Annotated in this window: 17 protein-coding genes and 1 pseudogene; 8 read left to right on the top strand and 10 right to left on the bottom strand. The window is 33.9% G+C overall.

The window, feature by feature from the left end:
* The first annotated feature begins 11 nt into the window (after positions 1-11).
* Both AAC008_RS02310 and AAC008_RS02305 read left to right on the top strand, forming a co-directional pair.
* A complete protein-coding gene (locus AAC008_RS02310) occupies positions 12-377 on the top strand; it encodes a DUF3703 domain-containing protein (RefSeq protein ID WP_339887172.1) in 366 nt (121 codons plus the stop codon).
* Positions 378-383: 6 nt separating this feature from the next.
* Entirely contained in the window at positions 384-2,375 is a 1,992-nt protein-coding gene (locus tag AAC008_RS02305; RefSeq protein ID WP_339887170.1) for a heavy metal translocating P-type ATPase, read from the top strand.
* Positions 2,376-2,421: 46 nt separating this feature from the next.
* Here the strand turns inward: AAC008_RS02305 and AAC008_RS02300 are convergent, their stop codons facing one another.
* Entirely contained in the window at positions 2,422-2,598 is a 177-nt protein-coding gene (locus tag AAC008_RS02300; protein WP_339887169.1) for a hypothetical protein, read from the bottom strand.
* Here AAC008_RS02300 and AAC008_RS02295 point away from each other — a divergent pair.
* Positions 2,516-2,863 (top strand): annotated as a pseudogene (locus tag AAC008_RS02295) (HAD hydrolase family protein); the annotation flags it as partial. The gene AAC008_RS02300 and the pseudogene AAC008_RS02295 sit on opposite strands and share 83 nt — an antisense overlap.
* A 240-nt stretch (positions 2,864-3,103) precedes the next feature.
* On the opposite strand, the gene AAC008_RS02290 reads toward AAC008_RS02295, so the two are convergent.
* From AAC008_RS02290 to AAC008_RS02270, 5 genes are all read right to left on the bottom strand, one after another.
* Positions 3,104-4,867 (bottom strand): hypothetical protein, encoded by a 1,764-nt coding sequence (locus tag AAC008_RS02290; RefSeq protein WP_339887168.1) that lies wholly within the window; start codon positions 4,865-4,867, stop codon positions 3,104-3,106.
* A gap of 429 nt (positions 4,868-5,296) precedes the next feature.
* A complete protein-coding gene (locus tag AAC008_RS02285; protein ID WP_339887167.1) occupies positions 5,297-6,298 on the bottom strand; it encodes a phospholipase D-like domain-containing protein in 1,002 nt (333 codons plus the stop codon).
* 152 nt (positions 6,299-6,450) lie between these two features.
* Entirely contained in the window at positions 6,451-7,407 is a 957-nt protein-coding gene (locus AAC008_RS02280; protein WP_339887165.1) for a PD-(D/E)XK nuclease domain-containing protein, read from the bottom strand.
* Between the two features lie 710 nt (positions 7,408-8,117).
* Positions 8,118-11,066, bottom strand: a complete 2,949-nt coding sequence (locus tag AAC008_RS02275) for a type I restriction enzyme HsdR N-terminal domain-containing protein (RefSeq protein ID WP_339887164.1) — start codon at positions 11,064-11,066, stop codon at positions 8,118-8,120.
* 384 nt (positions 11,067-11,450) lie between these two features.
* Positions 11,451-12,179 carry a hypothetical protein gene (locus tag AAC008_RS02270; RefSeq protein ID WP_339887163.1) on the bottom strand — a complete coding sequence of 243 codons (729 nt, stop codon included), beginning with the start codon at positions 12,177-12,179 and terminating at the stop codon, positions 11,451-11,453.
* A gap of 696 nt (positions 12,180-12,875) precedes the next feature.
* On the opposite strand from AAC008_RS02270, the gene ltrA reads away from it, so the two are divergent.
* The gene (gene ltrA / locus AAC008_RS02265) at positions 12,876-14,171 is read left to right on the top strand and encodes a group II intron reverse transcriptase/maturase (protein WP_339887162.1); all 1,296 of its coding nucleotides are present in this window, start codon (positions 12,876-12,878) and stop codon (positions 14,169-14,171) included.
* 75 nt (positions 14,172-14,246) lie between these two features.
* On the opposite strand, the gene AAC008_RS02260 is transcribed toward ltrA, so the two are convergent.
* Both AAC008_RS02260 and AAC008_RS02255 read right to left on the bottom strand, forming a co-directional pair.
* A complete protein-coding gene (locus AAC008_RS02260) occupies positions 14,247-15,239 on the bottom strand; it encodes a hypothetical protein (protein ID WP_339887160.1) in 993 nt (330 codons plus the stop codon).
* Between the two features lie 131 nt (positions 15,240-15,370).
* Positions 15,371-15,751, bottom strand: coding sequence for a helix-turn-helix transcriptional regulator (locus tag AAC008_RS02255; protein WP_339887159.1), 381 nt, complete (start codon positions 15,749-15,751; stop codon positions 15,371-15,373).
* A gap of 476 nt (positions 15,752-16,227) precedes the next feature.
* Here AAC008_RS02255 and AAC008_RS02250 point away from each other — a divergent pair, with 476 nt between their 5' ends.
* The 4 genes from AAC008_RS02250 (at position 16,228) to AAC008_RS02235 (ending at position 23,616) form a co-directional block, all read left to right on the top strand.
* Complete coding sequence (locus AAC008_RS02250) at positions 16,228-16,536, top strand: hypothetical protein (RefSeq protein ID WP_339887158.1); 309 nt, start codon at positions 16,228-16,230, stop codon at positions 16,534-16,536.
* Positions 16,537-16,605: 69 nt separating this feature from the next.
* The gene (locus tag AAC008_RS02245) at positions 16,606-19,611 is read left to right on the top strand and encodes a SusC/RagA family TonB-linked outer membrane protein (RefSeq protein WP_339887157.1); all 3,006 of its coding nucleotides are present in this window, start codon (positions 16,606-16,608) and stop codon (positions 19,609-19,611) included.
* A gap of 11 nt (positions 19,612-19,622) precedes the next feature.
* The gene (locus AAC008_RS02240; protein WP_339887156.1) at positions 19,623-21,011 is read left to right on the top strand and encodes a RagB/SusD family nutrient uptake outer membrane protein; all 1,389 of its coding nucleotides are present in this window, start codon (positions 19,623-19,625) and stop codon (positions 21,009-21,011) included.
* 1 nt (position 21,012) lies between these two features.
* Positions 21,013-23,616: a prolyl oligopeptidase family serine peptidase gene (locus AAC008_RS02235; protein WP_339887155.1), complete on the top strand. Its 2,604-nt coding sequence runs from the start codon at positions 21,013-21,015 to the stop codon at positions 23,614-23,616.
* A 50-nt stretch (positions 23,617-23,666) separates the two neighbouring features.
* Here the strand turns inward: AAC008_RS02235 and AAC008_RS02230 are convergent, their stop codons facing one another.
* Together AAC008_RS02230 and AAC008_RS02225 are read right to left on the bottom strand one after the other, a co-directional pair.
* Positions 23,667-23,930, bottom strand: coding sequence for a DUF6520 family protein (locus tag AAC008_RS02230; protein ID WP_140996409.1), 264 nt, complete (start codon positions 23,928-23,930; stop codon positions 23,667-23,669).
* Between the two features lie 83 nt (positions 23,931-24,013).
* Positions 24,014-25,498 carry a MauE/DoxX family redox-associated membrane protein gene (locus AAC008_RS02225; RefSeq protein ID WP_339887152.1) on the bottom strand — a complete coding sequence of 495 codons (1,485 nt, stop codon included), beginning with the start codon at positions 25,496-25,498 and terminating at the stop codon, positions 24,014-24,016.
* Positions 25,499-25,567 lie beyond the last annotated feature (69 nt).

Genomic DNA, 25,567 nt, shown 5'->3' with positions numbered 1-25,567 from the left:
AAAAAATAGAGATGAAAGTAAATACCAATATGCCTACAAAATTGAAACCTTTTTATAATGCTGAACTAGAATTAGCAAAGAATAATTTTAAGGAAAACAATTTACAAAAGTCTTGGTTTCATTTAGAAAGAGCACATATAATCGGACAAAAATATCCGTATGAACATACATTTGTTCATTGGAAAATGTTACAATTTGGAATTAAAATAAAAAGCACTAAAGAAATAGTGGGTCAAATACCAAGATTACTAGTAGGTGGTGTAAAATCATTTGTTGGACACATTCCTGTCGGAAATACAGGTGGTGCAAATGTTCCACCATTAAGAGCAATGGAAATTCCAGAAGACATTCAAAAAATACTAAACGTAAACACATAGATTATTATGACAGATAAAAAATCACAAAAAATAGTAGACGATGCAGAATGCTGTAGAATAGAAGATAAAATCAATAAAGCGGAAGAAAAACATTCAGAAGATGACGGACATGATCATGACCATTCAATAAAAGAAAAATCCACCTTCCAATTATTTTTACCGGCAATAATAAGTTTCGTATTATTATTGTTGGCTATTGGTTTTGATAATTATTTTACCCAATCTTGGTTTACGGATTGGGTTAGAATAATTTGGTATGTTGCAGCCTATATACCAGTCGGACTTCCAGTAGTAAAAGAAGCCATACAAAGCATTCGTAAAAGTGATGTATTCTCTGAATTTTTACTAATGTCTATTGCTACAATTGGGGCTTTTGCTATTGGTGAATATCCTGAAGGTGTAGCGGTAATGTTATTTTATGCCATTGGAGAAATTTTTCAATCATTGGCAGTACAAAGAGCCAAAAGAAATATAAAATCATTATTAGACCAAAGACCTGATGAAGTTACTATTATAGAGAATAATGTAGCTAAAACTATTAAAGCTTCAAAGGCTAAAATCGGAGATATTATCCAACTTAAAGCAGGAGAAAAGTTAGGGTTAGATGGAGAATTACTATCAGATAAAGCTTCCTTCAATACAGCAGCACTTACTGGAGAAAGTAAACCAGATTCAAAACTAAAAGGAGAAACAGTTTTAGCAGGAATGATTAATTTGAATTCGGTTTCGCAAGTTAAAGTAACAACTGCTTATACAGATAGTAAATTATCAAAAATTCTGGAAATGGTGCAAGAAGCAACATCTAAAAAAGCTCCAACCGAATTATTCATTAGAAAATTTGCTAAAATCTACACACCTATTGTGGTATTTTTGGCAATTGCAATATGTTTAGTGCCAATGTTTTTTGTGGAAAATTATGTATTTAACGATTGGTTGTATAGAGCTTTAATCTTTTTGGTAATTTCATGTCCTTGTGCATTAGTTATTAGTATTCCTTTAGGATATTTTGGTGGAATCGGAGCAGCTTCTAAAAACGGAATCCTTTTCAAAGGAAGTAATTTTTTAGATGTAATGGCTTCTATTCAAAACGTAGTGATGGACAAAACAGGAACCATGACAGAAGGTGTTTTTAAAGTTCAAGAAGTAGTTTTTAAATCGGAATTTGACCAAAAAGAAATACTTCAATTAGTAAATGCTATTGAAAGCCAAAGTACACATCCAGTAGCTACAGCTATTCATGATTTTGTTGGAAAAATTGATAGCACAATTGAACTTAAAAATGTGGAAGAAATAGCTGGGCATGGTTTAAAAGCTCGTGCAAATGGTAAAGAACTTTTAGTTGGAAACTTTAAATTAATGGATAAGTTTTCTATTAAATATGATATTGATCCATCAAGTATTGTCTATACTTTAATTGCAGTAGCGTATGATAATAATTTTGTGGGTTATTTAACCATTGCAGATAGTATAAAAGAAGATGCACAACAAACTATCGATAAACTAAAAGCATTAGGAATCAAAACTACTATGTTAAGTGGAGATAAAAATAACGTGGTACAATTTGTGGCTCAAAAATTAGGAATTACAAATGCGTTTGGTGATTTATTACCAGAAGATAAAGTAAATAAAGTAAAAGAAATTATAGCTAAAAACCAAACAGTAGCTTTTGTAGGTGATGGTTTTAATGATGCTCCAGTAGTTGCTTTAAGCAATGTGGGTATAGCAATGGGCGGTTTAGGTAGTGATGCAACAATTGAAACGGCTGATGTAGTAATTCAAGATGATAGACCTTCAAAAATTCCAATGGCAATAAACATTGGTAAACAAACCAAAAAAATTGTTTGGCAAAATATCACTTTAGCGTTTGTTGTAAAAGCAATTGTTCTTGTACTTGGTGCTGGTGGTTTAGCAACTATGTGGGAAGCCGTTTTTGCTGATGTTGGTGTAGCTTTATTAGCTATATTAAATGCTGTTAGAATACAACGAATGAAGTTTTAATAAAAAGAAGGAGTGTTAACACTCCTTCTTTCTAAATATTTAAAACCTAAATTTCTGCCGAAACAAACTTCATTAATAAACTAGGCAAAACAATCAACAACAAAGCTAACGCAATTAAAAATCCTCCAATAACTGCAAGGGCTGGAGATGGAATAAATGATGCTCCAGCATTAGCACAGTCTGATATTGGAATAGCAATGGGAACAGGAACCGATGTTGCCATTGAAAGTGCAAAAAATACTTTGGTAAAAGGAGATTTAAAAGGAATTGTAAAAGCAAAAAATTTAAGTCATGCTGTAATGAAAAATATCAAACAAAACTTATTTTTTGCTTTTATATATAATACTTTGGGAATCCCAATTACTGCTGGTGTTTTATTTCCAGTTTTTGGTTTATTACTTTCTCCAATGATTGCAGCTTTAGCAATGAGCTTTAGTTCTGTATCAGTTATTGCTAATACATTACGATTAAGAACTATAAAAATTTAACTAATAATAACTAATTAAATTTGATATATATATATTATCTGTAAAAAAATAATCTTGAACCTCTATTGTAATTTTGTTTTTAATTTCTAAAGATAAGATTATTAACAACTGAATCTCATTCAAAATATTAATAAAAAAAAACAAAATACCTCTTTTAAATTAACTTACCAATACGTATAAATACCTATTTTTCAATTTCCTATAAAATAAAAAAGATGCCTATGTATCTCTGCTGTTTCTTTATTTTCTTTCTTCATCCCAATTGTCAAGAATATTTAGAATAATGTGTAAGTTGTTAACGCAGGTGAACAACATTTGATACCCTTGCATGATGCTTGGTGAATTTCTATCAATTCCAATCAAATTAAAGGCGTTTTCAATTTCGCTACTTGGTAAATGAGCATCACATAGTCTTAATTCGTAAATACCAACAAGGGGAGCTGTAATTTGTCTTGCAGTATCTTTAGGAATTTTTATGGCTAAGAGATTTTCAATAGTTTTTATTGAACCCCACTTCGTGCCTTTGGGAGGTACTGCAATTTTCTGAAGTGCTTCAACGTCAATATTGTCTGCAATTATTCTTGCAATATCTTTAGCAAGTGAGAATAATCCTTTTTCGTCAACGGCTCTAAATCTGTGTATTGAATTTAATATATCTGTAACAGATTGATGATCTCTAAAAAACTGAGTTTTCAACTGTTTTTTTGATGATTCGTTTATTTCTTCAATAACTCTTTCAAAAAATGCTTCTGGAGCTTTTGTTGATGATGGTTCAGCTTTGACTTGTGAGGCGTGTAACTCTTTTGAAATGCCACCTTCTGGAGCAATATTATAGCCTGACCAGATTTGTTGTTGCCACAAAGGTAATTTCGCAATATCCTTTGCATACACAGTAATTAAACCTAAGTCATTTACACCAAAGTGAATTCCCCATGCAGGAGAACAGGAAATACTTCCAGTATCACGTGTATACCAAATTAAAGAACTGCCACGCATGGATAGAAAGCTTGAAACTAATTCAGGTTTAAACCAAAGCCATTTGCCACCTTTAGTTAGTTCTTTTCCACTTTCCTTATTTCCAGTTGCATCAACAATGTAAAATAGGTCAATATTTTGCTTATGGCCTAACGTTATTGGGCTAGATTTAGAGGGATTAATCCACTCATATTTCCAAAGTTCAGCAATAATTCTATATAATTTTTTTCCTTCAAAGCTTTTTTCGTAGAAGTTAGATTTTACATTATTATCAGCTGGAAAGGACGTCATATCAGGTACATCTTCGTTTTCATCAACGTCAATCCTACCTACGTGTGAAACTGCAATTTTTTCTCCAAAAGAAAAGCCTCCCTCATGTATTTCTGTAACTCTACATTCCCATATATCTTTTGCATCCTCAGAATACATTTCATCTTCACTCCAAGATAGGAGAGATTTATTGTCAAATATTTTATCCCTACTGAAATACGAAGTTATATAAATACCGCAATCTTTTGCATTTAAATAGTCTTTTAGAAATTGATTTTTTATCTCAAGAAGCACCGGACTACCTTCTTTATTTCGTTCAAGTCTTGCCACTTCAACATAGCCTTGTCTTGGGCAAACCCAAATATCTCCTTCTCTTTTCAGTCCTAAATTGATAACCAAATCTTGATGTAAATGCCACTCATTGTTATCAACAGTATTATCAAAGGTTTGGTCAAGTACTAAATATGTTCCGCAAAAAAAATCTGTTTCAAAAATATCTGACTGTGAATATTCACCGAACACAAAGTTTAAACCTTGAGGTCGGCCTCCTCCTAAGTCACTCCAATTTATTTTTTCTGTTTCACCTTTGTTATCAATTGGAATCATTAAAGAACCATGACCAATATATTCTTCTTGATAATCCAAATACCCGTAATCGATATTGTTTTGTATTGATTTTTGAGAACGTAAAGGAACCCAAACTGAATTATCCAATTTTCGTTTCTTTAAATCTTGCATTTCAAACCAGGATTGATTCATTTTCGTTTTGTAAAATTTTAGTGAATATTGCAGATGATAGTAACATGATAACTTCAAAGATATAAAAGATTCTGGTTTTGTGTAAGAAAAAAAGATGCCTAAGCATCTCTATTTCTTTCTTTTCTATCGTTTATACCCATTCCTCTCCTCATAAATCCTACCCCGTAGATGAAAAGCCACAACAAAACCTAAAATTTCATACCATTCCATACATCAAAAATAGAAAAGAATCAAAAAGTTAAGTAGTGCTAAAAGGCTTTAATCCTGAATTGACAAGAGGTTATCCCAATTTGACAAGAAAAAAGAACTTCAAAGGTTATTAAAATTATTCTCGAATTTTATAACATCACTAAACCTGAAGTACAGGAGTTCCGTTCAACACGGACTTCATTGTTCGTGCTACGCACGCAACGAAGCATCCCTTAGCTGTTACCACCAATTTTTTTCTTCTATTTTTTCCAATTTTTCAAAAAGAATTTCTATTTGTTCCTTTTGTAAAAATGGTTCAAAATTATTCAACCATAAATCGTCTTCGAGAATAATATCAACTTTGGATTCTATTAACTTTTTTAGCTCAATATATTTAAAAGTTTTTTCCATTTTTCTTTTAAAATAATTCTCAACTCCAATTCTGTTTTTTTCTAATTCTCCATTGATTAGGTGATAGTTTTCTTCATCTCCTCTGTATGATTCTATAATTAAATTCTCATTTCTTCCTTCAGTCCACGATTTTATCATTTCCTTTTTTATTGGAATTTGAAACTCAGAATTTTCGGGTTTTTCAAAACCTATTTTTGAAACACAAGGATTAAATATTAATCCAGGATAATATTTAATTTCGTCATAGATACCGTTTTCGTGCGTAAAACAATCTCCAATTTCAATTTTGTCCTTATATTTTCGGTATTCGATTTTATTAAATGAGTAATAAGTAGATAATATTTCTTGAGTGAATTTTGGAAATTCGTATAGTAATTTTATGTTTTCATCAATATAATTACTGTCAGTAATAAAATTGAAAATTCTTAAATGATTAGAACTGAAATCAGGACATTTAATAACTCCAATGTGTTCTAAATTTATGTTAGCTTTCTTTGAATAATTATAAGAACCGATTACAGTAGTTTTTCCATCAATTACCAAGAATTTACTGTGTAAAAACCTTTTCGTTGCTTTATCCATAATTTCAATTCCGACGTTTTCAAATTTTTCTTTATAATTCAAAAAAAAATTGTCATTTATTGAGTTGTCATCTACGACTATCTGGATTTGAATCTTTGGATTATTAGTCTTTACGTTTATTAGACAATCCTTAATATCATTGTTGGTAAACCAAGCCATTGCAATTTTTATTGAATGGTTCGATTCATTAATCAATTCGATTATTTTTTTTTCTATTCCTCTGAAATATGCTTTTGTTTCGGACGGCATTTTTTTAAATTGGTGTTAACGGTCTTGTGTATGATTTCGTTGCGTGTTTCATCACTAAAGTTAGTAAATAAATCACAGATAGAAAGTCCGTGAGGACTTTCGTAAGTAGGCTATAACTAGCAATGAATTATACACGTTGTTACCTGTAGTACTTATGCGTGTGATTTCATTTTCCAGTCTATTATATTCCGTTGATTTTTATCTACTGCAACTCCTACTAATATCAATATTTTATTCTTTGAGAAATACTTTTGATAGTATTCCTTTTCTAATATTTGTTCTAAAGCAATTTCCGAATCGTTTTGTTTAAACTCAATAATATGAATGTAATTTTTAGTTTCAATTACTGAATCAATTCTACCTTTATTAGTTTCTACTTCGGAATGAATTTCGAAATCAAGTAAAGTCAATAAAAAATGGATATGGCTATGAAAATATCCTTCAGTTATTTTCATATCGTATGGTAGGGAGGCAAATACTCCTTGTAAGATTTTAAAAAATTCAAACAAGTCATTTTTGGTTATACACTCTTTTAAATTACTTAAAGTTTGAAATTTTACAGGTAGAATTTCCTCTCCATTATTTTCGTCAATTTCTGTTAATCCACCATTTTCAATGAATTTTACTTTTATTTGTTCACGAAGGTCAACTATAGCTCTTTGTTTTCCAAGATGCTCTGCAATCTCACTTTTCTTTATTAAATGTTCGAAATTTGAGCTTATAGTTCCTTGAATAACTGCATTTATTCGTTCAATTTTGTATGGTATTCCAAAAAGTTTTTTCCAAACTATTGTTACTTCGTTTTTATTGTCCTTGGTTTTTAATTCTTCTTCTTGGTTATGGAAATTTACAGTTTCTGGGATTGCATTAATTACATTAATTATATTTCCTCCGAGTTTCAATGAATGGTCAAATAAATCGATGATTTTTTTATCTAATTCGCTGTTGACCATAAGTCCTCCAACAAGGTTGATTATTCCTAATTGGAATTTAGTAGCATATTGTTTGTCGACAGCATTTATATAAATTTTGTCTAAAGACTCAAATAAATCATCATATTGTTCTTTATAAGATTTGTCAAAAATCTTGATTAATTCTTCGTCTTTCATTTATTGCACGATGTTTTTTTCGTATTACAGGTAACTAGTATATAGGTCTAATAAAAGCGGAACTATCACTCCAATTTTAGATGGACAGCTCTGCCAGCGGTCAAACTATATTACTTATCAAATATATTTATTTTTTCTTACAAATCATCCTGAATTGACAAGTTCATAAACAAAAATAGATGCCCAAGCATCTATTTCTTCCTTTTCCACTTATCATTTCGTTTATACCCATTCTTCTCCTCATAAATCCTACCCCTCAAATAAAGACCCAAAAACCAAGCAACAACAAAACCAATTATTTCCCACCATTCCATAACTAAATTTTAAAATTTAGCTCAAAATAATAAGCGAAATTTTATTCTTGTATGCATTTCCAAAGTTTAACTATGCAAAAACGAAACGAACAATAAATTAGTATTAATTATAAAAAAAGATGCTTTACAGCATCTTCATGAGTTATCATTTCTTCTTCGGCACAGGTGGCTTTAATGACGGCGTATTGCCTGGTGTGTCTTTATTATCGCGTTGTCTTCTATCTGGTTGTCCTGTTGAGTCTGCTATTCTTTTAGGTCCTGGTTTAAGTGCCATAATTTTAAGTTTTAATTGGTTATATATTCAAATGTATTAAAAATTTTGTAACTAACACATAATCTGTAAGATATATATTAAACTGTTAAACGAAATTTCGTCTTATCTAAATAATATTTAATTTAAACTCTAACTTCATTTTCTTTAAATAACTCCCTCATATCGCTTTCAAGAAATTTATATACCCAATTTCTAATCACGCAATATTCATCAACTTTCGCAGTGTTTAATCGATCAACCGTTTTTACAGGATATCCATAATCGTTGCGTATTCGCAAAATAAAATCTAGTGTAAATGCCCTAAGACTTTGAAGTCCTATACTCGTAAACGCTTCATCAGACTCGCTACTATCCTTAAAATGAATTTCATATTCACCAGTTTGAGAAGGGCGATATCCAAAAGTACCCCATTTAAGAATATCAGAGTCCTTCATATAAAAGAAATACTCATGTGGAATGGTTGCATAAAAATCAAATTCGTCTTTATAAGTGGGGAAACAATAATCAACAAATTCTTTATAAGCCAGTTCTAAATATCTAAAGAACTCTGAAACATAATGTTTTGCCTGAATTTCACTAAACTGTGCTATTCTAACATAATTCCAATTGTCTTTTCGGTTTTGCTCATAGAACTCTTTAGCTTGATTTATTAATACATCTGGTAACGGTAAATAATGTTCAACAATTTGATCATAGCCTTTTTCAAGCAATATTTGTGTAGCCTTGAATAATTCTTCAAAAGGAGCAACATCTCCCATTCCTTTAATTTTTGGAATATTAATATTTTCTTGTAATGCTTTTTCAATTGTTTCTTCCATTACTGCACGACCCAAATTTTTGTATCTGTAAAATTCAGTCAGTCGAAATCTATTTATCCTATGCTGTAAGTCTCTTAAATCTATTGGATAAATCTCTTTGAATCTTGGCATATAAAATTCTTCAATTTTATTATCAAAATATAACCTTTTATAATAATGATAAAGAATTACAGCAACTTCTTCCATTAATAAAACATCAGAATTGTAAGCCGTAAATCCACCTTTTTTAAGTATTTTCTTCAGCTCTTCGAATATATTTTTCTTAACGATTCTGTCCTGATCTTTGACAAGTAAAGATGTATTGCTACCATGTAAAGTTTTAATTCCTTTTTCCCACCATAAATCGTAACCACTGTTTGAAAAATCTTTGAAATTTGAATAAGAAATCTTTTGAGTTGAATTCGGAGCCATACGAAAAAGTGCATAACCATCATTTTTGATTAAATCATTGGGTAGCATTATTCCAATTTCGCAATCCGTGTTAGGATCAAACTTATGTTTAAACTTTCTAAAATTTTCATCCAGGTAGGAGTTATGACTTATAACGTATTCCAATGATTTATCTTGTTTAAATTTTACTAAGGTTCTCAGATGAGAAGTACTAGCATTTTCGATATAAAAATCCAATGCACTTTTACCGATGTGGTTTTGATAGAAATCAAAAAGTACATTGTAAAATTCGTCATCAGAAAGTTTATCCAGTTTATAAGAATGAAAACAAATTATATAATCACGAATTTTTGAATAGTAGAACGAAACATTATATGAATCGTCCTTATTAGACTTGATAAGAATGTTTTTGGTAAATAAATCTTCAGGAATATTGTTATCAAGGGAGAAATCTAATTTTTCAAGTAAATGGTTCACATCTAAACCTTCGTCTTTATATGCTGCCCACGAATCGTATTTATAATTAAGAATTATTTTGCCAATAGCTGAAAGTATTCTCAAACCGGATATATAACCAATATTTGTTTCATTTAGTGATTGGTTTAAATATTTGTTTATTAGGTTTTTATCACTAATGTTTTCTGGTATATTTTTATTGCAATATACCTCACTGAAAATTTTCAAAAAAAATCCATTTTTTAATTCCTTAAGTAAAGAGTTTGATATGACCCCTTTAAAGCCAAATGCTTTTTGATATAATGGAATTATCTCTGCTAGTTCTTTATCTGAAAAATCCTTTAGTTCAAAACCTGGATTATTATCCAAATCACTTATTGTATCATGGTATTTACTTAACTCTTCATAAAGATGAGTTGGATTATTTTTTATTTTTAAAATTGTGTTCCAAACATTTGATTTGCAGCTAACAATAATTTTTATTTTATCAAGATTTTTAGTAATCAAAGCAATTTCACTTAGTTCAACTGCGATATTAGAATTTGTACTTTCATCTATTGCATCAATAAAAACGAGAACATCTTTGTTAGCAAATCTTCCAATCTCATCCAGTTTTTTTAGAACCACATCCGATTCACTTCTACCAGAGAAAGCAATATTCAAATCTTGTGAAATACATTCTAAAGGAGAGTTTATTATAGCAGCATTATAGAATAAAACAAACTTATCTTCTAAGTTTCGAACAGCTAATGAACAAATAGTATTTGTTTTGCCAACCCCAGCATTACCCACTAGCCCAAATATTGACTCCGGCGAATCTAAAAAGTTATCAAATGCAGCTTGTAATTCATTACGTTGAACATAAAGTTCTTTGACAAATTTGGAGTAGGAGCTATTTATATCTCCTATAATTGAACCCATTCTATCATACACTTGGGATTCGCAAAATACTTTTAAATTTTCTGTTGATAGCGAAATAAAATTCTTTAGGGCTTCATATCTAATCCTAAGATCTTCTTCTGTAGATAAACTATAACCATTTGTCAAAAAAACAGACTGGTCAGAGATGTTTCCTTTTAGTTCTTTTCTAGTAATCGAATCAAAAATCCTAGTTTGTTTTCCATTACTAACGATTGTAAATGGAGCTATATCATCTAACAATAATCTAGCATATGAAATTCCTTGGTCTATATCATTCTGTGTTATTTTAATTGAATCATTTTTTAGTTCAATTACAAATAGATTTTTACCATTCTTTTTACAAAGTATATCTGATCTTCCTGTAACATGCTTTCTCTTTCCAAGTCGTATAATAAAAGTATACTCTAAAAATATCTCTGAAATATCAAATCCTAAATCTTGTAAGTATGGTAATAATATTTTACCTCTAATATCTTCTTCATTCATAAATGTTATTTAACAAGAAAAATGTTTTAATTACTGAAATAGTAACTAGTCAAAGATATTTAAATTTTGAGTATAAGCAAGTTTTAAAAATAATATAAAAAAGACAATCAAGTATATAATTTCTTCCACTTTCTTGTATTTTACCATCCCATTCACCAAAAATAGAACAGAATCAAAAAGTGAAGTAGTGCTAAAAGGCTTTAATCTCGAATTGACAAGTTGTTATCCCAATTTGACAAGTAAAAAAGAACATCAAAAATTATTGAATTACTCGTCAAATTTTGCAACATCATTAAACTGAAGGTATAGCAGTTCCGTTCAACACGAGTTTCATTGTTGGCTCTTCTACGAGCTCAACGAAATTCTAGATGTTAGCAGTAGTTTTTATTGTTCTTTCCACCAATCGAAAGATAATTCGGCTGGCACATCATTTAAATGATCAAGTTTTCGGGCTAATAACCTTCTCAAACTTTGTCCTTCAGCATCTTCAATTGACAATTTGATAATATACGAACTAAAATATTTTTCAAGTTGTTTCTGCAAAATTGTTCTATTAATTTTTTTTGTTTTGTCGGATTCATTGTAAAACAAAAATTTTGTAACGTCATCTTTTTCAGGTTCTGCTGCAGAAATTAACCAATCTTCTTTTGTTCTGGCTTCATGCATAAGCCCACAACGAACTTTTCCATAAAATTCCTTTGCATCAAAAATTGGATGAGAAGTAATAATATTTGTTTCTTTATCTTTCATAAAAAATTGATTTTCAAAGACATCTTCACTTTCTAAAAATTCCACAAAGCATTTATCACTATCATAATATTCGTAGGTTGGTCTTTTCTCACCTTTCTTCGGACGTTTGTGTGTGTGTATTTTTCCTTGTTTAAATGCTGCAAACATTTCAATTAGTGCACATTGTAATGTCAATACAGAGAATCCTTCTCCTTTTCTATTATTTGGTCTTAAAATATCATTTATGGGCACAAAATAAAAATCCTTAATTCTATTTTCAAAAAGTTTTATTATAGTTTTCCAGTCTTCTGAATAACCATATGAACCATTTAATTCTATTCTATGTTTCAACCAAGTTTGTTTGTCCAAAATCTGTCTTCCCATTTTTATCATGAATTTTTTAATATTACTGCTAATGTTTTGCTAATAAAGCGGGTTTGGGTGTAAATTAAGCACATTATTTGGATTTGCCAATCATCCCAAATACAAAACCAACTTTCTGTTAAGCCTAATGTCCAAATCCTTTGTAATAGCTGTGTGTGCCCTGCATCCGCAGGACACACCCCGAAAGCTTTTCAAATAGTTCAAAAATACAAATTTGGATTACAAAAACTAATCTTCGGGGTGTTATTTTTCCAGAGGGTGTGAGTCCCTTAACCGCGAGGGTAACGTCTCGAAGGTTTAGTAAGCTGCAAGGTGGTTTATCGTGAGGTATGCACTGAAGGAAGCAGGACTACAAAATCCGGTACTGACGAACAGAAATGTCATAAGAGGCAATTTAAAGCGGATAAGCGTCCACAGCAACGCAACGTCCAAAGAATACCAAAACTTTAATTTGTAGATGACGCAGGCATTGGAGGAAGGAAAAAGCGGTTACCAGGGGAGGTCTCTTAGATTACGAGTTAATCACAAAGAGAAGTCAGCAGAGGTCATAGTACTTGAAAGCAACGAGGTGCGAATAGATACCGCATAGGACTCACAAACAAGGAAGGACTGAACGTAAAGAGGTTTTCAATAAGTAACGGAATTCGCCACGGCGAATAGCCCTACTTAACGAAAACAGGTTAAAACAAAACTAAAATGATTGAAAAAGTAGTACATCCTTACAACTTCCAAAAAGCACTGGAACACGTCATTGCCAACAAAGGTAGTGCAGGTGTTGATGGCGTTTCTATCAAAGAACTCCGCAAGGTATTCTCAGAAAAGAAAGACCAGCTAATAACGGAAATCAAACAAGGAAACTACCAAGCTCAACCCATTTTAGGAATCGAAATCCCAAAGGGAAACGGAAAAACCCGACTATTGGGTGTTCCCACAACAAGCGAACGAGCACTGCAACAAGCGGTTTCACAGAGCATCGCACCATTATTTGAACCCGAATTCAAACCCAACAGTTTTGGATTTAGACCCAACAAAAATGCCCGACAAGCCGTTGGACAAGCACGGGACTACATCCATTCAGGACTCAACCACATTGTGGATATTGACCTGAAAAACTTCTTTGATGAAGTGAACCATTGTTTAGTTCTGAATTTGGTATTCCGAAAAGTGAAATGCAAAACCACGATGCAACTCATTCGCAAGTGGCTTCGAGCACCGATTAAAATCAACGGAAAACTATGTAAACGAAGAAAAGGCGTACCGCAAGGCTCCCCTTTAAGTCCACTGTTGTCAAACATCCTACTCCATCAATTGGATAAAGAAATGACCCGACGCGGACATAAATTCGTACGTTACGCTGATGATTTTAGTATCTACTGCAAGAGCCACAATCAAGCGAAAGCTACGAGTGTAGTGATTGAAAAGTTCCTTAAGAACAAGCTCAAACTAACCATCAACAAGGAAAAGAGTGGGATTAGAAAACCCTCTAACTTTACGTTACTTGGCTTTGGTTTTGTACCTGTTTACAATAAAGGAAGCAAGAATCAATACCAACTTGTAGTAGCAGAAAAGGCATGGAAAAACCTAAAGATGCGTCTCAAAAGCATCACCCGTAAAACCACCCCAGCCAAATTTGAAGAACGCATCACCAAGATAAAAGAAGTCCAACGAGGATGGTTAAACTATTTTCGTGGAACGAACATCATGGGAAAACTGCGAGACATTGATGGTTGGCTTAGAAATCGACTTCGCTACTGCATTTGGACTGATTGGAAGAAACCTGAAAGAAAGAGGAAAAACCTGATTCGATTAGGTGTAGACCAAGACCACGCCTACATGTGGAGCAGAACTCGAAAAGGCGGTTGGGCAATTGCACAAAGTCCTATTTTAGGCACGACCATTACCTTGAAACGCTTGAAACAAAAAGGATACGAATCCTTAACGGAAATCTACATTCAACTCAACCCATCTCTTTGCGAACCGCCGAGTACGTGACCCGTATGCTCGGTGGTGTGAGAGGTTCTCCCTGTCAGTTTCTGGCAGGGCAGTCTACTCGATTATGTGACGCTTTTAGTTGTCAAATAGGTGATGTTTTTGCATAACTAAGTTCTCTCTTTTTATTGCTTCATCGAACAAGTAACCTGTATAAAAATTTATGCTTTCTAAATTTTCGTCAAGTAAATCTAAGCAATTCTTAACGAATGAATTTGAATTAAAAAAGATCGCACTTATAAGAAAAGTTTCCTTTAGTAAATCTCCAATCTCTATTACTATTCCGTTTTCTAGAGCAACATTTTGGTAATGTTGTATAATGTAAGATATTCTAATTAATGAATGTGGATGAGTCTTTTGGTCCAAATAAAAGTTATCAATATACTTGTCATTTTTATCAAACTCTCTATTGTAGAAAAGTAGAAAAGTAATTAAAATTGATGATAGACCTACGGATAATAAATTTTTTAAATTTTTAGAGTTTTTATTATCATGATTTAGATTTTCAAAATAATCTAATAAATGATATAGAACAAATTGACAACCATTCAAATCAGAATCATATTCCAAAATATGTTGTTCAGGAATAAAAAGTTGTGGATTTTCTGGTATTTCATTTAAAGAGAAATTACCATCTTTTTTTTGAACTAAATGAGCAAATTCGTGGTAATAGGTAAAAAGGATGGAACTTTGAAACATTATGTATTCTAAACTTACATTAAATCTTTTTGATAATTCTATATAATCTGTTAGTCTTTCATTTTCAAAAATTGATTTTTTTAAATTCAATCTATCATTAAGTTTAATGACAAGCTCACTTGATATATACATTATGTACTTACCATCGTTGAGAGTTGCACCAGCGTTTACTAAATTTTCTTTGTCATAAAAGAACAAGTAAGAAGGTTCAATATCAAATTTTGGGCTGTTGATTGCTAAATTTTCATAACAAAACTTGAAGAGATTAAGGTATAACTCTTTATTCACATTTTTCTCTAAATCTAGAATATCAGAAGTTAATACTTTAGTATTTTCAACTATTCTTGTAGAGTTTTCTTGATAAAGATTCATCTTAATTTATGGTTAGTTGTTAAAAATTTCGCATAACTTGTATATGTACGAGACAAACCTTCGTAAATACATCCACATATATCTAGGTTGGCGAAAGTTTGTTTTACAATATTTGTATTTAAAAAAGATGCCTAAGAATCTTTTTTAAATTTAGATAATAAATCATAATTTTTTACAACTGTTTTCTTTAAAAATTCATAGTAGTCTCTTTTCTCCTGATTTAGTTTAACTTCAAGCTTGAGCGATTCTTCTATAATTTTTAATAATTCATCTTTGGTTTTCAAAATAAATAACTCATGAAAATTTACTTCTAATTTCTCCGCTATATAGTAGATTTTATCCCAACCGCTAATATTTTCAAAACGTTCAACTCTACCAATCATTACTGATGTATATCCAAGAGACGATCCTAAATCTTGCTGAGACAATTTCGAAAACAATCGAGCATATCTAAGAACACATCCAATCTGGATATTTAATATTTCTAATTCAATTTTTTTATATTCTCTCATGAAGTAAAATTTGAAAAAAAGAGAGAAATTATTCGATACATATTTGTATCGTATAACTTTTTTATTATATTTGTCAAAATAATTATGTCTTAAAGATGTAATTTTGCGATTCTTCATATGAATACTTGAAGCATTCGCTTTGAATCTCGACTTTGAAAACTGGTAATTTTTGCAACGAGATGATAAGTATGATGCTCACGTCAATACCGGCGTGGGCTCTCTTATTGTTGCAGGGTATACCAGTACCTCAAAGTCAGTAAGTTGAGTTCCACGCTTTTTGTTTTCCCACGTAGGTGGGAATCTTGAAATCCCTATAAATAAGGGAACCTCATCCAAAAGAATCAAGAACTCCTCAAAAAAAATAGCCAGCATTGGCTATTCCTCAGATTCTCAGCACTGCTTTTTTTTCAAAAAGTGTCGCGTAATGATCATATCATTTAATTTTTTTTAGTTAGTTGGAAAGATGTCGCTCAACCTTGCCTACAACAAGTACGGGCGGCATATTTTCCTTAACCTTTAAAACCAATGCCTATGCAATAAAAAAAATGGAATACTCCAAAGTTGAAAACAAAACCAAAAAAATCGGCACCAATCATTCCAATCTGTGGCAAAAAAAAGCGAAGCGTAAAAAATCCGTGGAAATCTGCCAAATCAGCGTCATCTGCGTGCCAAAACCTAGAGCAAAGCGAACAAAACCAATTGCCTATGCAATAAAAAAACATGGTTCGACTTTCGAACTTTTGACTTTTGACTTTCAACTTTCGACTCAAAAAAAAGCCCTCTAGCCTGCGACCAAACATTCTAGAGAGCAAGTACTAACAAAACCAAAGTTTCATTAAAACCATTTCAAAAGTATGAATAAAAATCAACTTTTCAAGTTTGGGGCAGCCACACTTTTGCCCAAACTAGTCGTAATCTTCTCCCTGCTGTTCATAACAGCCAGTTATGCCCAAACCAATACGATAAAAGGAAACGTAACGGATACTAGCGGCAGTTTACCAGGGGTCAACGTAATAATAAAAGGAGGAGAAAAAGGAACCCTAACCGATTTCAACGGTCAGTATCAAATAACAGTAAGATCCACAGACACACTAGTGTTTTCATATATGGGCTACAAAACAAAGGAGGTACCCATTGCCAATCGTACAGTAATAAATGTAGCCTTGCAAGAAGACACCACACAACTCAAAGAAATAGTCCTCAATGCAGGGTATTACTCGGTAAAAGACAAAGAACGCACTGGTAGCATAGCAAGAATCTCCGCAAAAGACATAGAAACACAACCCGTACCAAACGTTTTAGCAACCATGCAAGGACGAATGGCAGGCGTAAACATAGTCCAAGAAACAGGTATTGCCGGTGGTGGATTCAAAATAAATATTAGAGGAGTCAATAGTTTAAGAGAAGATGCTAACAATCCACTCTACATTATAGATGGTGTTCCCTACAGCACAGATGCCATTAGCGATCCACAAACCTCAACCTCAACAATCGGAAACGGCAATCCTCTGGCAAGCATCAACCCAAATGATATCGAAAGCATTGAAGTGCTAAAAGATGCCGATGCCACAGCCATTTATGGTTCCCGAGGGGCTAACGGAGTAGTGTTAATCACCACCAAGAAAGGAAAGTCCGGCAAAACAAGCTTCACAGTCACTACCAGTTCAGCTGTGGGTTCTGTAAGCAAAATGCTGGACTTAATGAATACCGAACAATACCTGCAAATGAGAAAGAAAGCATTTGCCAATGACGGCATAACAAACTTTCCCGCAAATGCCCATGATGTCAACGGCAACTGGGATCAAAACCGCTACACCAATTGGCAAAAAGTCTTAATCGGTGGCACGGCAGAAATCAACACCATACAAGCAACTCTAAGCGGTGGAAACCAACAAACCAGTTTTCTAGTGAGCGGAAATTACAGAACCGAAAGCAGTGTATTTCCCGGAGATTTTTTGTACAAACGAGGAGGAGCGCGTCTAAATATGAATCACCGCTCGGAAGACAATAAATTTACAGTCCAATTTTCAGGCAGCTACACAGCACAAAACAACGATTTGCCTTGGATAGACTATGTAACCTTATCCCGCCAATTAGCACCCAATGCACCGGAACTTTATGATGCAGAAGGAAATTTAAATTGGGAAAATAACACTTGGACAAACCCACTCTCAAACAACGTAAGAAAGTGCCTAACCTTCACAACCGATTTAATCGCAAACACAGTACTTTCGTATAAACTGGCAGATAATTTAGTCCTAAAATCAAGCTTTGGAATCTCCGACCTAAACAACGAGGATAGTCGGGCAACACCTTCTTCCACCTACAATCCTTCATACAATTTAAGCAGTCAATATTCATCCATTTACCTAAACAGTTTGCGAAGACGTTCCTGGATCATGGAACCCCAAGTAACATGGAATAAAGAATTTGAAAAGGCAACACTAGACATCTTGGTGGGAGCAACGTTCCAAAAGCAATCCAGTGCCAAACAACTGGCGTTAGCAACAGGTTTTTCAAGCAACAGCCTCTTATATGATTTGTCGGCCGCTTCACAAGTCTTAATCAGAAACAACGAGCAAATAGAATACAAGTACCAAGCCTTCTTTGGAAGAGCAAATTATACCTACGAAAAAAAATACATACTGAACCTTACAGCCAGAAGAGACGGTTCAAGCCGTTTCAGCACCGGTAATCAGTTTTCTACCTTCGGGGCAATTGGTACTGCTTGGCTTTTCCATAAAGAAGATTTTTTAAAAGGTACAGAAGCGTTTCTTAGTTTTGGAAAACTGAGAGCCAGCTACGGAACAACAGGTAGTGACCAAATTGGAGATTACCAATACCTAAACACCTATTCATCTTCCGGAATTAGTTACGGAGGAAGCATCGGTCTGCAACCTTCTAGATTGTACAATCCCAACTTTGGATGGGAGTCTAATAAAAAAATTGAAGCGGCATTAGAACTGGGTTTTTTAAACGACCGCATACTGCTCACTGCGGCAACGTACAGAAACCGTTCTTCCAATCAATTGGTGGGCTTACCACTACCTGGAACCACAGGTTTCACCTCCATTCAAACCAATTTAAACGCTACGGTGGAGAATCGTGGAATAGAGTTCACCCTAAGAACAGAAAACATCCAAAACGATAATTTTTCATGGATTTCAAATTTCAACATCACCAAAGCAGGCAATAAATTACTCGCATTTCCGGGATTAGAAACCTCAGCATACCGCAATCAATATGTAGTCGGTCAACCAACAACGATTCAAAAATTATTTCAATTTACAGGCGTTGACCCGCAAACAGGACTATATCAGTTCACCGATTTTAATGGGGATGGAATAATTTCATACGAATACGATCGCCAAGTAGTCAAAGATGTCAATCCTGATTTCTATGGTGGACTGCAAAATGTACTAACCTACAAAGGATTCCAACTGGATTTCTTGTTTCAGTTTGTCAAACAGCAGAACTTCAATTTTGCCAATACCCAAAAGTTTGCAGGACACTTCATCAACCAACCAATCGAGTACCTAAACAGTTGGCAAGAACCAGGCGATACAGCTTCATATCAATTATTTGCCACCAACGCAAACCAACAAGCAACCCAGCGAAGTGATTTCTTTGGTTTAAGCAATGCGGCGGTTAGTGATGCCTCATTCATCAGATTAAAAAATATTTCGTTAGCCTATACACTACCAAAAAGTATACTGCCTAACATAGGGTGTCGCTTGGCATTGGAAGGACAAAACCTGCTAACCTTTACCAAATATAAAGGAGCTGATCCTGAATTCACACAAGGAGGCTTACTACCACCTTTAAAGATATATGCATTGAATGTTCAACTTACTTTTTAATGAAAAATACCATGAAAAATCAAATCAAAAAATACACTTTACAGCTAATAATGGTAATACTAGCAGTAACGATACAGGCATGTGACGATTTTGTTACAGTAGACGCACCAAATTCACAATTAACAACACCGGCAGTTTTTGAAGATGCCTTAACAGCAACGGTAGCATTAACAGATATCTATGCAAAAATGCGTGAAAATGGCTTTCTTTCCGGCAGACCCAATGGCTTCACTTGCTTAGCAGGTACATATAGCGATGAGCTGATTTCGTTTGAAATGGGAAACAATACCTCAGAAAGCTTTTTCAACAATGCGTTATTGTCAACCAATGCAAGTATCAATACACTTTGGCGAAACAGTTACAACCAAATCTATGCGGCTAATGCCGTAATAGAAGGGGTCGATAATGCAACGGCTCTGTCAGAAGCGGTAAAAAATCAAATCAAAGGAGAAGCGTTGTTCATTAGAGCCTTGCTACACTTTCAGTTAATGTCCGTTTTTGGCGATGTACCATATATCACAACTACAGACTACAATCAAAACAGTACAGTGGAACGCATGGACACAGAACAGGTATTTCAACAACTAATTTCCGATTTAGAAAATGCAATCACTAGAGTAAATATAACATATCTCGATTCGGGAAGAATCCGTCCCAATAAGGCGGCCATTCAGGCATTATTAGCAAGAGTATATTTATACCATGGCGACTATGCAGAAGCGTCTAATATGGCTTCCGCTGTGCTAAATGAAACTGCATTATACCAATTAGAACAGAACCTAAACGAAGAGTTTTTAAAACAATCCAGTGCAACAATTTGGCAATTATCTCCAGGGGCAACAGGTGCCAACACCTATGAAGGAAATTCTTTTATATTCTTCACGGGGCCACCAAGTAAGTTTGCATTATCAGCAGAGCTAGTGGCTCAATTCGAAAACAATGATTTGCGAAAGCTGCATTGGGTGAAACAAATAACAAATGGCAGCCAGGTTTGGTATCATGCATACAAGTACAAAAAAGATATGGCAACACCTTCCTCTGTGGAAAACTCCATTGTCTTGCGATTGGCAGAGCAGTATTTAATTCGTGCCGAGGCAAGAGCCAAACAAGGAGAGCTCATTGGTGCCAAAGAAGACCTAAATACAATCAGACAGCGAGCAGGACTTCCCAACACGTTTGCTATAACGGCAGAAGAAATCCTAACGGCCATACAGCAAGAACGTAGGTTAGAATTATTCACCGAGTTAGGACATCGCTTTTTAGACTTAAAACGATTAGGGCAACTAGATACAGTTTTAGGAAGTAAACCGGGTTGGTCAAACACAGATCAATTATGGCCATTGCCACAAGCAGAAATGGATGCAAATCCTTTTTTAGTACCTCAAAATCCAGGCTACTAATATGAAAGTACAAGAGATAAAAAAGATAAAACGAACGGGCTACAAGCTTATGCTTATAATGCTCCTAACAGGCTACGCTTACAGTCAAGCACAACACAAAAAGCCAATAACAGAAGCCGATTATAAAACATGGGGAACCATGTTCAAGCACACCGTTTCAGATAAGGGGTCTTGGGCAACAGCCTACATGCATTATGAAGATAGTCCCGACACATTGCACATTGTCCAAACAAATGGGAAGAAAACGTATAAAGTGGCCCATCCAAGAGAAGGACATTTTTTTGGGGAAAACAAATATGCAGTAGTAGATGAAACAAATACCTTATGCTTGTTAGACTTAATAACAGGTTTTCAACAAAGAATTCCAGACGTAAAGGCATTTGCTGTGACAGCCCAACACAACTATTTAATCACACTCGAAAACAAACCCAATCAAAAAGAAATGTGCATCCGAAATGACAAAGGGCAAGTAATAGAAACTGTAAAGGGAATAACAGCCTTTAAAATGAGTCCATCTACTAAGGCAATGGTAGGTATGGGTAGTTCTGAAGGGGAAAGCCAACTCTATTGGATTAATCTGGATAAGACCATAACAAAAACGGTGATAGAAAAAGAACCTTCACAGCAATGGTCAAATGCTACATGGAGTGCAAGCAGTCGTTCATTTGCTTATCTAAAAAAAGAAAAGGACAACGCAGAGGCAAGCATTTGTTTTTATGACGTATCAACTAAACAAAAAAGACAATTCAATAAGGAATCGTTGAACTTTCCTAAAGACTATTCTTTGGAGATAGACAACATAAACCTATCGATTTCACCGGATGACAAACGTGTGGTTCTGGCAGTCCGCAAACAACAAAGCAGCGATCCTTCGTCAAAAATTGTAGAGATATGGTACGGAACGGATGGCATGGTCTATCCCAAAAGAAAAAAAATAGCAGCAATTGAACAAACCATTCGATATGGCGTTTGGTGGCCACAAGAGGATAAATATCAATTCATAACAAGTGATAGTAAGCCTTTTTACCTCCTAAATCCCACTATGGATTATGCAATTAACTACAGTAGTTCAGATAAAGAACCACACTACACCATGAAACCACTAGTGGACTATTATGTAAAAAATCTGGAAACTGGAGAAGAAAAACTAGTAGTTGAAAATCAATCCAGTGCCGAGGGATTCATAAGTTTTTCTCCCAACGGCCACTATATAGCCTATTGCAAGGAAACAAGTTGGCAATTGTTCGATCTAAAAAATCAAAAAAACATACCGCTCCCAAACACCGTTTCAATAAACTGGAATAGTTTGGATTACGGCAAAAAAAGTGCGTACCGTTTTGGAGGTTGGGGAGCAAACCACGATGGCCTATTGCTATATGATCAATACGATGTTTGGAAAATACCGTTCAATGGAACAAAACCTATTCGTTTAACAAACGGTAGAGAAAAAGAAATCACGTTTAGGATAATACATTTTACAAGAAACAACGTAGAAAAGTTTTCAGGAAGCGTAGAAGTCGATACAACAAAAGACATGGTACTTTCAGCTACTGGTGAAAATGCTACGGGCTATTTTATTAGAAAACCAAATGGAACAATCAAACCGATGGTTTACAACGATTACTTAAACAAAGAGATACAAAAAGCTTCGGATGCACCATGCTATGTGTATCAATCCCAACATTTTTCTCAGCCACAAGCATTAAATAAGTATGATGCAAAAACAGAGGAATCAAACAAGGTCTACCAAAGCAACCCACACTACCAGAACTATTTGTGGGGCAAACAGGAACAGATACAGTACAAAAATGCCAAAAGCGAAACACTGAAAGGCATTTTATATTATCCAATTGAGTACGATGTAAACAAAAAATACCCAATGGTGGTTTCTATTTACGAAGAACTCAATTATTTAAAGCACTATTATTTTAGTCCAACGAAGTACAATACATCAGGTTTTAATGTTACAAATTTAACCAATCAAGGCTATTTTGTATTACTACCAGACATTGAGTATGAATTAGGGAGTCCGGGCATATCGGCAACGGATTGTGTAGTAGCAGCAACCAATGAAGTACTTCGCAAAGACATCGTATCACCAGATAAAATAGCTTTAATAGGACATTCCTTTGGAGGGTATGAAACGAATTTCATTAGTACACAAACCGTCCTTTTCAAGACGGCGATATCGGGAGCATCTGTTTTCGACTTACCAAGTTGGTACCTGTCAATAAGCAATAGTACTGGAGATCCCGAAATGTGGCGTTTTGAAAGTCAACAATGGCGAATGGGAAATTCCTTATATAACGACAGAGAAGGGTATGAGCGTAATTCACCCTCAACGTGGGTTGAAAATATAAATACTCCTATACTACTTTGGACAGGAGAAAAAGACCCACAAATAAATCCGAATCAAACCATCGCATTTTATCTTGCACTACGAAGGCTCAATAAAGATGTCATTTTACTCAATTATGCCAATGAATCACATTCATTGCTAAAAAAAGAAAGTCAAGTAGATTTGTACTACCGTTTTAATGATTGGTTAAACTACCATCTAAAAGACCAGTCACCTGCTGAATGGATAATAAAGGGTACTAAATAATAAATGCAGGCTATATAGAATACAGCCTGCATAAATTTAACGCATCCTTACTATGGTCTATGCGTCAATACTTCTCCACAAAAAGAAGCTGGTGTAGGTTTACCAAACAATTGGTCAGACCCACTCATACAAATCACAGATCCTTCATTATTACAATCTGCAATATACTCACACTCTATCGGTGAAACTTGTTTCCAACCTTGAACGGCCAAAGTAGCCGAACTAGAGTTTGAATTACTGGTACTCACAGCACCAGCAGAAGCCAAGGCAAAAGCAAATACAGGTAGTATTGCTTTTAAAAATACATTTTTCATATGTGTTAAATTTTGGTTTATAATAGTGATCTACTCTTTTCTACAGGTTTTCGATCTTATCCCTGTAACCGGCCGGTTAATCTTTAGTAAGTTTGATAATGTTTCCGAATTTCGTTCCCTAAGGAATAAGAAACAATATGGGTTCCTATAAGGGCATAAAAATGGGTATCTGTAACGACAATATCATTTAGTGTAACTCCATCAATGTTTTTAATGTAAAAACTAATCAAATACCTTTGACTACTGATATCATAAACATCGATAACACTAGATTGATCCCAAACTTTTTTCACATCAAATCGTCCAGGCAATGTTGAGTTTACAAATAATAAATTGTTGTGCAAAGCACTGATTCGGTTAACCATCTGTGGTGGTGCCGAAAACTTTTTTTGATTACGATGCTTAACATAGGTCACTTTAATTTTTGCTTGACTCGTGGTATCAATAGTATTGCCTTTATAAAGTAATGTAAGATTCTTATCAGCAACCACATATTGATTTCGGTAATAGTAGAGATAAACAAATTTTTGTTGGGCTGCACTATAGTGCAAGGTACCATCGGTATCAAATAGACCATCGATTTGCTTTTCCAATAAAGCAGGAGCAAACTTTTGTATCGTACCATTTTGCAACGAAAGTATAGCTAACACATTTTCTCCCGAATTATTGATGGTTCGTATAACTAAACGGGTAGAATCGATTACTTCAGCTTTAGTAAAACCATAAGCTTTGTCTGAAAGTAATCGTGCTTGGGTAGTAGCCAAATCTCCTTGAAACAAACACGGCACAGTGCCATCCCACAAATAAAAATACGGAGGATGCACCCGCAATTGTATAGAGCGAAACGGATATAAAGTGTCCGAAATAGCAATGTGATAACTTTGAGTACTCTTTAAATCAGCAGATAATTCAGTAATAAGTGCAGGGGCAGTTCTATTCCCCAAATAAATTTTAGCGGTACTTTTTCCTGCAAAATAATAGCTATTAAAAGCTAAATCTTTCGTAGTAGCAAGCTGTACGGTTTTAGGAATATAGTTTCTAACAAAATTATTATGCTTGTGAATAATATAATCCGAAGTAAGAAACAAAAGCACTACCAGAAAAAAACCAACCAAAACAATAAGTAAGCTTCGAATGACATACGACCTTTTAGTATTTTGCAGCAAAAACAAGGCAAATAAGGATAGTAAAGTAAAAAATAGATTAAAATACAAATGCTCATGCCAGTTCATCTTTTCAAGGATGCCTCCACAAGAACACGGCACATAGGAACTATAGTTTAAAATTAAGTAAATATAACTGCTAAACAGGACCATCAGACCCAAAGAAGCATACAGTCCTATCACTCTAAATTGTTTTACAGCCAGCAAAACAGCAATCACAAGTTCCAAAAGAGGAATCATCCAAACAACAAAACCAGCATAAGCACTCAACAAAGGCGATTGACCCAACTGCACCTGGAAATTATCATAATCCAAAAACTTACTAACCGCAGCATAAACAAATAGCAAAATAAATAAGTAGCTAACGAACAAAACAGTACCATTTTTTAGTTTATCTGTATTCATAATTCCTAATTTTCATATTGATATAAGTATTCCAAATTAATCCGTTAAATCAGCGTAATCTGTGACTAA

Source organism: uncultured Flavobacterium sp. (assembly GCF_963975515.1).
In the GTDB taxonomy this organism is placed as follows: Bacteria; Bacteroidota; Bacteroidia; order Flavobacteriales; family Flavobacteriaceae; genus Flavobacterium.
Note: the sequence above shows the minus strand (reverse complement) of the source record. Positions and strands in the feature narration are given on the sequence as shown.

What these genes read in the sequence shown, in the direction of transcription:
- AAC008_RS02310 (WP_339887172.1), top strand. Translation starts at nt 12, where the DNA reads ATGAAAGTAAATACCAATATGCCTACAAAATTGAAACCTTTTTATAAT.
- AAC008_RS02305 (WP_339887170.1), top strand. Translation starts at nt 384, where the DNA reads ATGACAGATAAAAAATCACAAAAAATAGTAGACGATGCAGAATGCTGT.
- AAC008_RS02300 (WP_339887169.1), bottom strand. Translation starts at nt 2,598, where the DNA reads ATGGCAACATCGGTTCCTGTTCCCATTGCTATTCCAATATCAGACTGT.
- AAC008_RS02290 (WP_339887168.1), bottom strand. Translation starts at nt 4,867, where the DNA reads ATGAATCAATCCTGGTTTGAAATGCAAGATTTAAAGAAACGAAAATTG.
- AAC008_RS02285 (WP_339887167.1), bottom strand. Translation starts at nt 6,298, where the DNA reads ATGCCGTCCGAAACAAAAGCATATTTCAGAGGAATAGAAAAAAAAATA.
- AAC008_RS02280 (WP_339887165.1), bottom strand. Translation starts at nt 7,407, where the DNA reads ATGAAAGACGAAGAATTAATCAAGATTTTTGACAAATCTTATAAAGAA.
- AAC008_RS02275 (WP_339887164.1), bottom strand. Translation starts at nt 11,066, where the DNA reads ATGAATGAAGAAGATATTAGAGGTAAAATATTATTACCATACTTACAA.
- AAC008_RS02270 (WP_339887163.1), bottom strand. Translation starts at nt 12,179, where the DNA reads ATGGGAAGACAGATTTTGGACAAACAAACTTGGTTGAAACATAGAATA.
- ltrA (WP_339887162.1), top strand. Translation starts at nt 12,876, where the DNA reads ATGATTGAAAAAGTAGTACATCCTTACAACTTCCAAAAAGCACTGGAA.
- AAC008_RS02260 (WP_339887160.1), bottom strand. Translation starts at nt 15,239, where the DNA reads ATGAATCTTTATCAAGAAAACTCTACAAGAATAGTTGAAAATACTAAA.
- AAC008_RS02255 (WP_339887159.1), bottom strand. Translation starts at nt 15,751, where the DNA reads ATGAGAGAATATAAAAAAATTGAATTAGAAATATTAAATATCCAGATT.
- AAC008_RS02245 (WP_339887157.1), top strand. Translation starts at nt 16,606, where the DNA reads ATGAATAAAAATCAACTTTTCAAGTTTGGGGCAGCCACACTTTTGCCC.
- AAC008_RS02240 (WP_339887156.1), top strand. Translation starts at nt 19,623, where the DNA reads ATGAAAAATCAAATCAAAAAATACACTTTACAGCTAATAATGGTAATA.
- AAC008_RS02235 (WP_339887155.1), top strand. Translation starts at nt 21,013, where the DNA reads ATGAAAGTACAAGAGATAAAAAAGATAAAACGAACGGGCTACAAGCTT.
- AAC008_RS02230 (WP_140996409.1), bottom strand. Translation starts at nt 23,930, where the DNA reads ATGAAAAATGTATTTTTAAAAGCAATACTACCTGTATTTGCTTTTGCC.
- AAC008_RS02225 (WP_339887152.1), bottom strand. Translation starts at nt 25,498, where the DNA reads ATGAATACAGATAAACTAAAAAATGGTACTGTTTTGTTCGTTAGCTAC.